The sequence below is a fragment of the Stenotrophomonas sp. STEN031 genome, from assembly GCF_056759975.1.
In genome coordinates, this window is the sequence record NZ_JBRREA010000008.1 from 21443 (window position 1) to 34243 (window position 12801).

Annotated in this window: 13 protein-coding genes; 8 read left to right on the plus strand and 5 right to left on the minus strand. The window is 65.5% G+C overall.

Features of this window, described 5'->3' with window-relative positions:
• Nucleotides 1–14 precede the first annotated feature (14 nt).
• The 5 genes from ACVOLQ_RS05290 (at nucleotide 15) to ACVOLQ_RS05310 (ending at nucleotide 6491) form a co-directional block, all read left to right on the plus strand.
• On the plus strand, nucleotides 15–1187 hold the full coding sequence (locus tag ACVOLQ_RS05290; RefSeq protein ID WP_313495598.1) for an acyl-CoA dehydrogenase family protein: 1173 nt from the start codon (nucleotides 15–17) through the stop codon (nucleotides 1185–1187).
• Nucleotides 1187–2194 carry an NADP-dependent oxidoreductase gene (locus tag ACVOLQ_RS05295; RefSeq protein ID WP_481527341.1) on the plus strand — a complete coding sequence of 336 codons (1008 nt, stop codon included), beginning with the start codon at nucleotides 1187–1189 and terminating at the stop codon, nucleotides 2192–2194. Before ACVOLQ_RS05290 ends, ACVOLQ_RS05295 begins: the two co-directional genes overlap by 1 nt.
• Nucleotides 2195–2203: 9 nt before the next feature.
• Nucleotides 2204–3784, plus strand: coding sequence for an alpha/beta hydrolase (locus ACVOLQ_RS05300; RefSeq protein WP_481527342.1), 1581 nt, complete (start codon nucleotides 2204–2206; stop codon nucleotides 3782–3784).
• 14 nt (nucleotides 3785–3798) lie between these two features.
• A complete protein-coding gene (locus tag ACVOLQ_RS05305) occupies nucleotides 3799–5355 on the plus strand; it encodes an FAD-binding oxidoreductase (protein WP_481527343.1) in 1557 nt (518 codons plus the stop codon).
• A gap of 272 nt (nucleotides 5356–5627) precedes the next feature.
• Nucleotides 5628–6491 (plus strand): PA4780 family RIO1-like protein kinase, encoded by an 864-nt coding sequence (locus tag ACVOLQ_RS05310; protein ID WP_481527344.1) that lies wholly within the window; start codon nucleotides 5628–5630, stop codon nucleotides 6489–6491.
• 397 nt (nucleotides 6492–6888) lie between these two features.
• On the opposite strand, the gene ACVOLQ_RS05315 is transcribed toward ACVOLQ_RS05310, so the two are convergent.
• From ACVOLQ_RS05315 to ACVOLQ_RS05335, 5 genes are all read right to left on the minus strand, one after another.
• Nucleotides 6889–7326, minus strand: coding sequence for a hypothetical protein (locus tag ACVOLQ_RS05315; RefSeq protein ID WP_481527345.1), 438 nt, complete (start codon nucleotides 7324–7326; stop codon nucleotides 6889–6891).
• A gap of 106 nt (nucleotides 7327–7432) precedes the next feature.
• A complete protein-coding gene (locus ACVOLQ_RS05320; protein WP_481527346.1) occupies nucleotides 7433–7858 on the minus strand; it encodes a hypothetical protein in 426 nt (141 codons plus the stop codon).
• A gap of 205 nt (nucleotides 7859–8063) precedes the next feature.
• The gene (locus ACVOLQ_RS05325; RefSeq protein WP_481527347.1) at nucleotides 8064–8270 is read right to left on the minus strand and encodes a hypothetical protein; all 207 of its coding nucleotides are present in this window, start codon (nucleotides 8268–8270) and stop codon (nucleotides 8064–8066) included.
• Between the two features lies 1 nt (nucleotide 8271).
• Complete coding sequence (locus ACVOLQ_RS05330) at nucleotides 8272–8721, minus strand: 3-dehydroquinate dehydratase (RefSeq protein WP_481527348.1); 450 nt, start codon at nucleotides 8719–8721, stop codon at nucleotides 8272–8274.
• A 3-nt stretch (nucleotides 8722–8724) separates the two neighbouring features.
• Entirely contained in the window at nucleotides 8725–8976 is a 252-nt protein-coding gene (locus ACVOLQ_RS05335) for a hypothetical protein (RefSeq protein ID WP_481527349.1), read from the minus strand.
• A 356-nt stretch (nucleotides 8977–9332) separates the two neighbouring features.
• Here ACVOLQ_RS05335 and lepB point away from each other — a divergent pair, with 356 nt between their 5' ends.
• The 3 genes from lepB (at nucleotide 9333) to lldR (ending at nucleotide 12798) form a co-directional block, all read left to right on the plus strand.
• Nucleotides 9333–9953 carry a signal peptidase I gene (gene lepB, locus ACVOLQ_RS05340; RefSeq protein ID WP_481527350.1) on the plus strand — a complete coding sequence of 207 codons (621 nt, stop codon included), beginning with the start codon at nucleotides 9333–9335 and terminating at the stop codon, nucleotides 9951–9953.
• Between the two features lie 367 nt (nucleotides 9954–10320).
• Nucleotides 10321–11979, plus strand: a complete 1659-nt coding sequence (lldP, locus tag ACVOLQ_RS05345; protein ID WP_481527351.1) for an L-lactate permease — start codon at nucleotides 10321–10323, stop codon at nucleotides 11977–11979.
• Nucleotides 11980–12033: 54 nt separating this feature from the next.
• Nucleotides 12034–12798: a transcriptional regulator LldR gene (gene lldR / locus ACVOLQ_RS05350; protein ID WP_313171288.1), complete on the plus strand. Its 765-nt coding sequence runs from the start codon at nucleotides 12034–12036 to the stop codon at nucleotides 12796–12798.
• Nucleotides 12799–12801: the final 3 nt, after the last annotated feature.

The window sequence follows — 12801 nt, forward strand, 5'->3', positions numbered from 1 at the left end:
TTCCAGAGACAGTAATGAGCCTGAAGACACTGAACCCCTACGATTTGTTCGACGTGCGTTCGCTGCTGAGCGAGGAAGAACGCGCTGTACAGGATTCCGTTGCCCGCTTCACCGACGAGCGCGTGCTGCCGATCATCGGCGACTGCTTCGACCAGGGCCGCTTCCCCAATGAGCTGATCCCCGAGATCGCCGACATGGGCCTGCTCGGCAGCTCGCTGCCGGAACAGTACGGCGGCGCCGGCTTGAACAGCGTCAGCTACGGCCTGATCTGCCAGGAACTGGAGCGCGGCGACTCCGGCCTGCGCAGCTTCGTCTCGGTGCAGAGCTCGCTGTGCATGTACCCCATCTACGCCTACGGTTCGGAAGAGCAGCGCATGCGCTGGCTGCCGGACATGGCGCGCGGCAAGGTGATCGGCTGCTTTGGCCTGACCGAAGCCCATGGCGGTTCCGACCCGGCCAGCATGAAGACCCGCGCGATGAAGGACGGCGGTGACTGGGTGATCAACGGTTCCAAGATGTGGATCACCAACGGCTCGGTGGCCGATATCGCCATCGTCTGGGCCAACACCGACGAAGGCGTGCAGGGCTTCGTGATCGAGAAGGGCACCCCGGGCTTCACCGCCCAGGAGATCAAGCACAAGATGAGCCTGCGCGCCTCGGTGACCGGCGCGCTGTTCTTCGACAACGTGCGCGTGCCCGACGCCAACCGCCTGCCCAACGTGAAGGGTCTGAAGGGCCCGCTGGGCTGCCTCACCCAGGCCCGCTACGGCATCACCTGGGGCCCGCTGGGCGCTGCGATTGCCTGCCTGGACGAAGTGCTGGCCTACACCAAGGAGCGCATCCTGTTCGGCCGCCCGGTGGCTGCCACCCAGAGCGCGCAGATCAAGATGGCCGACATGGCCCGCCGTATCACTGCCGGCCAGTTGCTGGTGCTGCAGCTGGGTCGTTTGAAGGACGCCGGGCAGATGCAGCCGCAGCAGGTCTCGCTGGCCAAGTGGAACAACTGCCGCCTGGCTATCGACATCGCACGCGAGTGCCGTGACCTGCTTGGCGGTGCCGGTATCACCACCGAGCACGGTGCGATCCGTCATGCGTTGAACCTGGAGTCGGTGATCACGTACGAAGGCACCGAGACCGTGCACCAGCTGGTGATCGGCCGCGAGCTGACCGGCATCAACGCGTTCTGATGATGGACGGCCTGCACAGCACCATGCAGGCCGTCTGCCTGCGGCAGGTTCCACAAGGCCTGCCGCAGCTGCAGGATTTTGAAATGCAGCAGCTGCCCTTGCCGGTGCCCGGCGATGGCCAGCTGTTGGTGCAGGTGCAGTGGTTGTCGCTGGATCCGTTCCTGCGTGCGCAGCTCGGCGGCCGTTACGCGCTGCCCTGCCCGCCGCTGGGCAGCATCGTGCCGGGCTACGGCATCGGCACGGTGATTGAAGATCGCAGCGGGCGCTTCCAGATCGGCGACGTGGTTACCGGCATGACCGGCTGGGCCGAATTCACCGCCATTGATGCAAACACCGCCGCCGTGGTGGATACGGCGCTGGCGCCGGTCAGCACCGCCGTCGGTGTGCTCGGTATTCCAGGGCTTACCGCCTGGGCCGGCGTGCGCAGGATCCTGCAACCAAAGGCCGGCCAAACCATCCTGGTATCCACCGCCGCCGGTGCGGTTGGCAGCGTCGTCGGCCAGCTGTGCAAGGCGGCCGGTTGCCGCGTGGTCGGCATTGCCGGCAGCGCGCAGAAGTGCGCCATCGTCACCGATGAATTCGGCTTCGATGCCTGTGTCAGCTATCGCGATGCGGACTTTGTCCAGGCCCTGCGCGCGGCCTGCGCGGACGGCATTGATGGCTATTTCGACAATGTCGGCGGCGCTGTGCTGGAGGCCGCGTTGTCGCTGCTGCGCCTGCAGGCACGGGTGGTGCTGTGCGGGCTCAGTGACCAGTACAACCGCGCCGAACGCCCGGCCGGGCCCAACCTGGGGCCGGTGATCGGCGCGCGTGCACGGCTTGAAGGCCTGGTGGTCTACGACCACCTGGCCGACTTCGCGCAATGCCGCGCGGAGCTGGCGCAGATGATCGCCGCAGGCACGCTGCGCTACCGCGAACATATCCACGACGGGCTGGCCGCGGCGCCGGCTGGTTTCATTGGCCTGCTCAAGGGCGAGAACCTGGGCAAGGCGCTGGTACGGCTTTAAGGAATACGCATGACCCAGATCCAACGCCGCTTCGTGCCCGTCAACGGGCGGCAGGTGCATTACCGTATCGCCGGCAGTGGCCCGGCCCTGCTGTTGATCCACCAGTCGCCGCAGAACTCGCGGATGTGGGCGCAGATGCAGCAGCGCTATGCCGACCGCTACACGGTGATCGCGCCGGACACGCCCGGCTTCGGCTATTCCGATGCCTTGCCCGGCAACCCGATGACGATTGCCGAATTCGGCGCTGCAACCCTGCAGTTCGTCGATGCGCTGGGCCTGCAGCGTTTTGCCGTGTTCGGCATGCATACCGGCGGCCTGATCGCGACCTGGCTGGCCTGGGCCAATCCCACCCGCGTGGCGGCATTGGTGGTTGATGGCTATGCCGCGTTCACCCCGCAGGAATCCATGCTGTACGGCGATGCCTACCTGCCGCCGTTCGTGCCGCAATGGGATGGCTCGCACCTGCGCTGGCTGTGGTCGCGCATGCGTGAGCAGAAGTATTACTTCCCCTGGTATGACGGCCGTGCCGAAGCGGCCATGGTCATCCCGCCGCAGACCACCGAAAGCAGCCGCGAAACGGTGATGGATGTGCTCGACGTGGGCGATACCTACCGCGCCGGTTACGCCGCCGCATTCCGCCACAACGACCACCATTGGCTGGGTGAGCTGCAGATGCCGTCGTGGCTGGTCTACCGCCATGGTGATCCGCTGCTGGCGCATATGCCGCGCCTGCGCGACCTGCCGGTCAATGTCGCGGTGCTTGAAGAACCCAACGGCATCCCCGCCATGCAGGACGGCATGGACGGCTGGTTGGCGCAGACCCTGGCCAACGAACCGGCCTTTGTCGAAGCCGCCGCGCCGGCGCTGGCATCCAACACCTGGCAGCGCCGCATCATCACCACCGGCGCCGGTGACATGGCGGTGTGGGAACGGGCAGGCCAGGGCGTGCTGCACCTGTGCCTGCACGCCCCCGGCACGCGACCGTTGTCGCCACTGCAGATCGACGCTGGCGACAGCGCCTGGCTGCTGCCTGACCTGCCTGGTCATGGCGCGTCCTGCGAAAGCGAGGGCGCGCTGGATGCCGCCACCCTGGTGGCCGCGCTGCTCGCCGCCATTCCGGCCGACAATGCCTTGCCGCTGGTGATCGAAGCGCATGGCGCTGCCGCCGGTTACGTGCCTGGGCTGGTGCAGGCACTGGGCGCAGCGGTTGTTGAGGTCGGACTGCATTCGCCGTGGCTGCTCACCGCCGAAGAACAGGCCTTGCTGCTGCAGGGCCTGCCCAGCACCGTCATTGATCGCGCCGGTGGCTATCTCTGCGATGCCTGGCAGTGGGAGCGCGAGCGCCACCTGCTGTGGCCGTGGCTGCCGCCCAGCGCCGCCGCGCGTCGCCGCGTGGATGCACCGGCGCCTGCGCGGGTGCACGACAACGTGGTGGAGCTGCTGCGTCTGGGCAGCCGCCTGCACGGCCTGCTGCGCGATGTCACCCACCCCGACCTGGCTGCCCGCCTGCGTGCCTTGCCGGTGCCACTGCGCGTGGTTGGCGATGCCGAATCCGATTACCAGGGGCGCGCTGCCGCCCTGTCTGCCTGAGCCGAAGGACCCCCATGAGCAACGACACCGCAACCGCCGTCATCGACCGCCTGCAATCCAGCTGGGGCGGCAGCATCGTCACCGATGCGAGCGAGCTTGAGTACTTTTCCACCGACGTCTATTCGCAGGGCAAGCCGCTGCTGGCCGTGCTGCGCCCGAACGACGCGCAGCAGCTGGCCGATGCGGTCAAGCAGCTCACCGATGCCGGCGTGGCGGTCATCGCCCGTGGCGGTGGCATGAGCTATACCGGCGGCTACACCGCCGCGCAGAGCCCCAGTGTGCTGGTGGACACCGGCGCGCTGGACAGGATCGTCGAGATCAACCTGGAAGACGCCTATGTGGTGGTCGAGGCTGGCGTCACCTGGCGCGCGCTCAAGGAAGCGCTGGATGCCAAGGGCGTACGCACGCCGTACTTCGGGCCGATGTCCGGCTCGCATGCCACCGTGGGTGGCGGCATGTCGCAGGGCGCGATCTTCCACGGCACCGCGCGCTATGGCTGCTCGGCCGATGTGGTGCTGGGCCTGCAGGTGGTTACCGCCAATGGCGACATCCTCACCACCGGTTCGGCGGCTGCGGCCAATACCAGCCCGTTCTTCCGTTGGTACGGGCCAGACCTGACCGGTCTGTTCCTGGGCGACTGCGGCCTGCTCGGCATCAAGACGCGCATCGTGCTCAAGCTCATTCCCAAGCATGCGCATATCGACTACCTGTCCTGGCAATTCCCGACGGCCGAAGGTCTGTTCGGTGCCTTGGGTATGCTCTCGCGGCATGGCCTGGCCAGCGAAACGGCCGCCTTCGACCCGGCGCTGACCCGCGTGCGCATGCGCCGCGCCGGCCTGTCCAGCGACGTCAAGGCACTGACCAACGTGATCAAGAAGGGCGGCCTGATCTCCGGCCTGAAGCTGGCGGTGAAGGGCCGCGACATTGTCGACCAGGAGCAGTTTTCGCTGCACATCACGTTGGAGGGCGACAGCGCCGCCGAGGTGGCCGATCGCGTGGCGCGTGCACGCAAGCTGGTGGGCGAGTTCGGTGAAAGTATCGAACCGTCGATCGCCAAGATGATGGCGGCCAATCCGTTCGCGGCCTGGAACTCGATGCTGGGCCCGCAGGGCGAGCGCTGGGCGCCGGTGCACGCGCTGGTGCCGCATTCCAAGGCCACCCGTATGTTCAACGCCCTGCAGGACCTGTTCGCGCGCGAGCAGGAAACCATGGACAAACACGGCCTGTTCATCGGCACCCTGCTGTCCAGCGTGGGCGCGCAGACGGTAGTGATCGAGCCCTGCATCTATTGGCCGGACAGCCACAACGCCTTCCACCAGCGCACCGTCGATGCCGACCACCGCGAGCGCATCGGCTGCCCGGGTGAACACCTGGACGCACGCGCGGCGGCCGACACGCTCAAGCGGCAGATCGCCGACACCATGCGTGCGCATGGCGCGGCCAACCTGCAGCTGGGCAAGTTCTACGACTACCGCGCCGGCCGTGACCCGGCGGCGTTGGCCGTGCTGGATGCAGTCAAGAACCAGCTCGACCCCAAGGGCCTGATGAACCCCGGCGTGCTCAGCCGCTGAGGGTGCGCTCTAGCCCCTCTCCCTCCGGGAGAGGGGTTGGGGAGAGGGTGGGCGCAGCCTGCTGCGACCTGCGACCTGCGATCACCGACCAACGGCCAGGCGCAACGCCTGGCCGTTCGCGTAGGTGCCGGCGGAACTGCCCAGCCTGAACCCCCGTCACGTCCATGGCTGGCCGGTTTCCGTACCATCGGCAACAATATGCCCGCCTGATCCCACCCGGACGGCCCACGTTCGATGCAGATCGGACCGCCACCCGCATCCACCGAGACACTGTGAAAACACCCCAACAACTGCAGGTACTGATAGACGACGGCGTCATCGACGAAGTGCTGCGACCACTCAAGAGCGGCAAGGAGGCGGCGGTCTATGTCGTCCGCAGCGGCGATGAAGTCCGTTGCGCCAAGGTCTACAAGGACATGGCGCAGCGCAGTTTCCAGCAGCGCGTGCAGTACCAGGAAGGCCGCAAGGTCCGCGGCAGCCGCGAGGCCCGCGCCATCGGCAAGGCCAGCAACTACGGCCGCAAGCAGGCCGAAGCGGCGTGGAAGAACACCGAGGTGGATGCGCTGTACCAGCTGCGCGATGCCGGCGTGCGCGTGCCCGAGCCGTTCGGCTATTTCCAGGGCGTGCTGGTGATGGAACTGGTGACCGATGCCGAGGGCTATAGCGCTGCGCGCCTGGGCGAGGTGGATCTGGGCGCCGAGCAGGCCGCCGAGTTCCACGCCGTGCTGGTGCAGCAGGTCAAGCTGATGCTGTGCTGCGGCCTGATCCACGGCGATCTGTCGCCCTACAACGTGCTGGTCGGGCCGGATGGCCCGGTGGTGATCGACTTCCCGCAGGTGGTCAGTGCCGGTGGCAACAACGCCGCGCGCACCATGCTGCTGCGTGACGTCAACAACCTCACCGCCTACCTGGGCCGCAGTGCGCCGGCGTTGCTGGATACCTGGTATGGCGAGGAAATGTGGGAGCTGTTCCAGGCCGGTGACCTGCTACCCGACACCGTCCTGACCGGGCAGTACACGCCGGACGAACGTGCGGTTGACCTGGATAGCGTGCGTCACGCCATCAACGATGCCCGCGAAGAAGCACTGATCCGCCAACAAGGGCGCGAAGCCGCCGCGGAAGAAGAAGGCTACTAAGGTAGTGCCGAGCCATGCTCGGCAGGGGCTTTCCCAGTAATCCACCAGCCTCGTAGGAGCGGCGTAAGCCGCGAAGCCAGCGGCGCTGAAAGGCCACAAAAGCCAACCCCTCCCCAACCCTCCCCTCCGCCTGCGGCGCAAGGGAGGGAGCAACAGCGGTAGTGCCAAGCCATGCTCGGCAGGGGCTTCACCGGCAATCCACCAGCCTCGTAGAAGCGGCGTAAGCCGCGAAGCCAACAGCACCTGAAAGGCCACAAAAGCCAACCCCTCCCCAACCATCCCCTTTGCTACGCAAAAGGGAGGGGGCAGAAGCGGTAGTGCCGAGCCATGCTCGGCAGGGGCACTATCAGCAAGGCCGCTGCCGAGCATGGCTCGGCACTACGGAACCGCGCAGGCCTCACTCATCGCCAAGCGAAGATTCCTCGCGCGGATCGGCCAACAGGAAAGAATCATCGCCCGCAGCGGAAGTCACCCGCGCAGTGCCGCCATTGCGGAGTTCCCAATGCCAGGTCTCATACCGGGTGGTAAGCGTGCCACGCACGTAGCAAGGTCCGTGCAGGAAGAAATCGTGTTCCTGGCGTGGAGTGATCAGCACGGCGCTGCGGAAAAACGCACGCACTTGTGGCGCTTCGGGTTTGAACTCCTGGCACAAGGGCGCATCGCGCTCATTGTCGACGCCATTGCCGGTCACCACGATGTTGGACAAGCTGCCCAGCGGCCCGGGGCGCGTCGTGCAGGCGCCCAGCAGCGCGGTGCTCATCACCAACAGGCAGGGGAGGGCCAGACGCGAGGTGGCTGCGGTCGGCGCGAAAATGTGGCTGATTCCGTTCGTCACGATGATGTGGTCCTTCGATGATCGATGCGTATGCGCGGAGCAGGTCTCCGCAGCGCTGTTCCGTCGCCAACAAGGGCTTCGGCGCCGAAATGCCGGCAAAGCATGCTTATGGCTGGGCGTCGGTTTGCAGTTGGTAACTTCCGGGCGCGCCAAGCGTCACGTTGAATACGCGCGGCTCCAGCGAATAGGCGTGGACCAGATTGAGCTGCAGCGTGCCATCGTCCAGCACCACGGTTCCGCTCCGCGCTGGGCATGACCAGAAACTGTCGGAGGCTTCCGCCAACGGCACCTTGGCGACCGAAGTGAGAGGCTTCCCCGGTGCAGCTGCCGCCAGCCATTCTATCCAGACGCGGCAGGACACGTGCTCGAAGCCGACGTTCTCCAGACGCACTCGATAAACCCCTTGCTGTTGCCCAGACTGCCAATGGCCGGCAGTGACGATGGCCAGCGTGGCCGCCTCATCGGCCGCATCCGCCGCCGCAGTCGGGGCAAGGGCAAGTGGAAGCCACAGCAGCATGGAGAGACTATTCATGTTGGAGATCGTCCTTGGGAAGCGCATGCCGCATCAGGGGGCGTGTGTTGGCGCGTATGCCGATCATAGCGAATCAGCACGCCATGCCCGGCGCCGACGTCTGCAGGTGGTGCCGAGCCATGCTCGGCAAGGGGCATTCCAGGCAATCCACCAGCCTCGTGCAGGATCGGCATAAGTCGCGAAGCCGTTGGAGAGGAGCTATCAGCTACAACCGACTGATCATCTTCAAGCGCACCTGCGCCGCCGGCACATCGTGGCGCTGGGCGGCCATCGCGCAGATATGATCCAACAGTGCCTGTGGATGCAGCAGCATCGGATCCGCCTCCTGCAGCTGCACGGCCAGATGGCCCCACCAGAACGGCTGGCTGTCGAGGTAGACCTCATAACCCACGATGTAACGGTGCGCATCCATCTCAGGTGCCTACGTGCACGCGGTCGGCGACGTCGCTGCAGCACAGGTGTTCCAGCGCAAGCTCCATCGCCAGCACATAGCTCTGTGCGCAATAACCCTGGGCGATGCCTAGGCGCTGGCCGAGATGCGCGGGAAGGCAGGACTGCGGCGCGTCGCTGGCGTCGTCGTGTACTTCCACATAGGCGTTGCGCAGGCGAGGTAGCAGGTGCTGCAGGCGGGCGCTGTGCACGCAGGCTGCAGGGGCCAACAGGATCACGTCGCTGGGGTTGTGATCGGCCGCGCACAGCGCGTCGATCAGCTCCTGTTCGGAGCGGCAGTTGCGCTGCGCAACGCTGATGCCGACATCGAGAGCGCGCCGCACCAGTGCGCTCATGACCGGGCTGGGCAGCGGAGTACACGCCTGCAGCAAGGCGCCACTGGCATCCGGCCCACGTACGATGAAGATGGCCATGGCTCAGGCACCTTGCACGTTGCTGAGCAGGCGCGAGGTGATCGCCAGTGAGAGGCGCCGCGCCTCGTCGGTACCGGTACTGCAGACCACCAATGCGGTCGCGGCATGATGCGGATGCAGGTGCGCTTCGAGCGTATCTGCATCGCTGCGGGCGATTTCGATGTACGGTGAGGGCAACGCATCCAGTGCGCTGCAGACGCTGCGGCCGTGCAGCGCCCATTGCGCCTCGTCGGTGGCGGTGTTCTCGATCAGCACCCAGCTTGGTGCGTGCTGTCGGGCATTATCCAGGCACCGGGCCAACGCAGGCAGTGAGCCGCAATGCAAGCATTGCAGCGGCTGACCAGCGAGCTGTGTGGGTAGAAGGGATGCATCCGGCACTGTTGGGTTGCGGGTATGCCGGATCAGTAAAACGCTCATGTAGCACCACGTTCAAGCGCCTTGCGGCGCGGTGGTGCCACGATGCGCCGCGGCGACATCAAATCGCGAGGGCGGCTGGGCGCGACGGCGTAAAGTCTGCGTAGCAAAGTGTGCGGTCCCGGCGCTGTGACCCTGGGGAACTTCGGCCAGACTTGGCGGTCAACTCGTTTCGTCCCCGGAGTTAGTGATCAGCCATGAATGAGACTGCGTCCCTTGCATCGCCCCATCCCGTGCTGGCCTGGCTGCGACGTGAAGCCTTGCCCTTGGGCGTGATGTTGCTGCTGCTGTTTGCCGCCCGCGACAGCCTGGCCAATCACTACCAGGTACCCAGTGGCTCGATGCAGCCGACGCTGCAGCCGGGTGATCGGGTGGTGGTGGATATGCGTACGTACGGCCTGCGCGTTCCTTTCACGGATGTGCAGCTGTGGGCGGGGCAGGCACCGCAGCGCGGTGACGTGGCGGTGTTCGATTCGCCAGCCGATGGCACGCGCCTGATCAAGCGCGTGGTTGCGGTGGCTGGAGACCGCGTGCAGTTGCACGACGGCTATCTGTCCATCAACGAGCAGCCGCTGCGTCAGGACGTGGCGCAGGAGTTGTTCGGCAACAAGCAGGTGCAGCTGGATCTGGAGGATGGCGGCGGTCCGGATATCAACGGCATCACCATTCCGGCCGGCAAGTTGCTGGTGGTGGGGGATCATCGCGGCAACAGTTTTGATGGCCGCTTCTTCGGTCTGGTGGATGCCGATACGGTCTACGGCAAGGCGGTGGCGGTGTATTGGCGGCGCGGTGATGGGCCGGAGTGGCGGCGGTTGTAACCGACAACAGCGAAGAAAAAGCCGGCACGGAGACGTGCCGTTTTTTTTGCCTTCGCTTTTGTTTTTTTGTGGGAGCGGCGTCAGCCGCGAAGCTGACATCAATACAGCCCTTGTCTGTTTGCCATCGCATCCATGCGGTTCGCCGGCACCGGTGGCTTCGCGGCTGACGCCGCTCCCACAAGATCCATGCTTGATTGGTAATACCAATTACCTTCACTAACCCTATGGTCTAATAGGATCTCCGCGGTAACGGCGATTCAATCGCGGTTCGTTGGTCGGACTGATTGAATATTGGTAATACCAATATTCGCGACCACCGCCACGCCACCTGCGGGTGGGCCGCCTTTCGCCTTTGACGAGAACCTGCATGCAGCCCTGGGAACAACTGTACGACCCCGCTGGCAACCTCTGGCTGTCCAGCCTGATCGCGCTGTTGCCGATCGCTTTCTTCTTCGTCGCGCTGGCGGTGCTGCGCATGAAGGGCTGGCTGGCCGGCACCATCACCGTCGCCATCGCGCTGGCAGTGGCGCTGCTGTTCTATCGCATGCCCGTTTCGCAGGCTTTGGGTGCAGCCGGGTTCGGCTTCCTGTACGGGCTGTGGCCGATTGCCTGGATCATCATCGGCGCAGTGTTCCTGTACAAGGTATCGGTCAAGACCGGGCAGTTCGCGATCATCCGCGCGTCGATCCTGTCGGTGACCGAAGACCAGCGCCTGCAGATGCTGATGGTGGGCTTCGCCTTCGGCGCCTTCCTCGAAGGTGCCGCAGGATTTGGCGCACCGGTGGCGATCACCGCTGCATTGTTGGTCGGGCTGGGCTTCAAGCCGCTGTATGCCGCTGGCCTGTGCCTGATCGTCAACACTGCGCCGGTGGCCTTCGGCGCGATGGGCATTCCGATCATCGTCGCCGGTCAGGTCACCGGCCTGGATGCGTTCGAGATCGGGCAGATGGCCGGCCGCCAGCTGCCGTTCCTGACCATCATCGTGCTGTTCTGGATCATGGCCATCATGGATGGCTGGCGCGGCATCAAGGAAACCTGGCCGGCGGTGCTGGTTGCCGGTGGCTCCTTCGCCATCGCGCAGTACCTGACCTCCAACTTCATCGGTCCGGAGCTGCCGGACATCACCGCCTCGCTGGCATCGCTGGTGTGCCTGACGCTGTTCCTGCGCCGTTGGCAGCCCAAGCGCATCTTCCGCTTCGAGACCGACGCCAGCGCCGAGGCGGCCGCGCAGGCATCGGCTGCACCGCGTTACAGCGCCGGCCAGATCGCCAAGGCGTGGTCGCCATTCCTGATCCTCACCGCGATGGTGACGCTGTGGAGCATCAAGCCGTTCAAGGCCTTGTTCGCCGCCGGTGGCCCGCTGGAAAGCTGGGTGCTGAAGCTGCCGGTGCCGGGCCTGGACCAGCTGGTGCAGAAGATGCCGCCGATCGTCAGTGCACCCACCGCCTACGAGGCCGTTTACAAGTTCGATGCCATCTCGGCCACCGGCACCGCGATCATGCTGGCGGCGGTGATTGCGATCATCTACCTGCGCATGCCGGTACGTGCGGCGGTGCGCACCTTTGGTGAGACCGTCAATGAACTGAAGATGCCGATCTATTCCATCGGCATGGTGCTGGCCTTCGCCTTCATCGCCAATTATTCCGGGCTGTCGGCAACATTGGCCTTGGCGCTGGCGCATACCGGCAAGGCCTTCACCTTCTTCTCGCCGTTCCTGGGCTGGCTGGGTGTGTTCCTGACCGGCTCGGACACCTCGTCCAATGCCCTGTTCTCGGCCTTGCAGGCGACCACCGCGCAGCAGATCGGTGTGTCCGAGGTGCTGCTGGTTGCGGCCAATACCACCGGCGGTGTTACCGGCAAGATGATCTCGCCGCAGTCCATCGCCATCGCCTGTGCGGCGGTGGGCCTGGCCGGCAAGGAATCGGACCTGTTCCGCTTCACCGTCAAGCACAGCCTGATCTTCACGGTAATGGTCGGTCTGATCACTACCGCGCAGGCCTATTGGCTGACGTGGATGATTCCCTGAGCCATGGCCGCGCGCATCCGCCAACGCCGGGCAGCTTCGGGCCACAATGTCGGCATGAGTACGCAGCGTATTTCCGACAAGGTGGCCGCGCAGCTGCGCGTGCTGGTGGACGAACAACAACTGCAGCCGGGTGACCGGCTGCCTTCCGAGCGCGCACTGGCGGTGCAGCTCGGGGTTTCGCGCACGGCGCTGCGCGAGGCGATTGCCCAGCTTGGCAGCCAGGGCCTGCTGGTGGCGCGGGTTGGCGGTGGCACCTATGTGGCCGAGCCGGCAGCACGTGCGCGGCAGGCGTTGGATGAACCACTGGTGCCTTATCTGCCGCTGTTCCAGGGCGATCCGGAGTACCGTTTCGACGTGCTGGAAATCCGCCACGCGTTGGAAGGCGCCACCGCCTGGCATGCGGCGCTGCGGGCTACCGACGAGGACCGCGCGCGTATCGCGCAGGCCTTCCAGACCATGATGGACGCGCATGGCAAGGACGATCCGGGCGGCGAAGCACGCGCCGACGCGGCTTTCCATCTGTCCATCGCCGAGGCCTCGCACAATCTGGTGCTGCTGCAGGTGATGCGCGGTCTGTTCGAGCTGCTGCAGACCAATATCTCGCAGAGCCGCGAGAAGCTTTACACCGCATCGACGACGTTTTCCCCCTTGTCCGACCAGCACCGCGAAATGATGGATGCGGTATTGGCTGGCGATCCCGAGCGTGCGCGTGCCGCAGCGCATACCCATCTCGAGTTCGTGCACACCACGTTGCGCACGCTCGATGAAGACGAGGCACGGCGTGCCCGCGCTTCGCGGCTTCCTTCCCCCCACGGTTGACCC

What these genes read in the sequence shown, in the direction of transcription:
- ACVOLQ_RS05290 (WP_313495598.1), top strand. Translation starts at nt 15, where the DNA reads ATGAGCCTGAAGACACTGAACCCCTACGATTTGTTCGACGTGCGTTCG.
- ACVOLQ_RS05295 (WP_481527341.1), top strand. Translation starts at nt 1,187, where the DNA reads ATGATGGACGGCCTGCACAGCACCATGCAGGCCGTCTGCCTGCGGCAG.
- ACVOLQ_RS05300 (WP_481527342.1), top strand. Translation starts at nt 2,204, where the DNA reads ATGACCCAGATCCAACGCCGCTTCGTGCCCGTCAACGGGCGGCAGGTG.
- ACVOLQ_RS05305 (WP_481527343.1), top strand. Translation starts at nt 3,799, where the DNA reads ATGAGCAACGACACCGCAACCGCCGTCATCGACCGCCTGCAATCCAGC.
- ACVOLQ_RS05320 (WP_481527346.1), bottom strand. Translation starts at nt 7,858, where the DNA reads ATGAATAGTCTCTCCATGCTGCTGTGGCTTCCACTTGCCCTTGCCCCG.
- ACVOLQ_RS05325 (WP_481527347.1), bottom strand. Translation starts at nt 8,270, where the DNA reads ATGGATGCGCACCGTTACATCGTGGGTTATGAGGTCTACCTCGACAGC.
- ACVOLQ_RS05330 (WP_481527348.1), bottom strand. Translation starts at nt 8,721, where the DNA reads ATGGCCATCTTCATCGTACGTGGGCCGGATGCCAGTGGCGCCTTGCTG.
- lepB (WP_481527350.1), top strand. Translation starts at nt 9,333, where the DNA reads ATGAATGAGACTGCGTCCCTTGCATCGCCCCATCCCGTGCTGGCCTGG.
- lldP (WP_481527351.1), top strand. Translation starts at nt 10,321, where the DNA reads ATGCAGCCCTGGGAACAACTGTACGACCCCGCTGGCAACCTCTGGCTG.
- lldR (WP_313171288.1), top strand. Translation starts at nt 12,034, where the DNA reads ATGAGTACGCAGCGTATTTCCGACAAGGTGGCCGCGCAGCTGCGCGTG.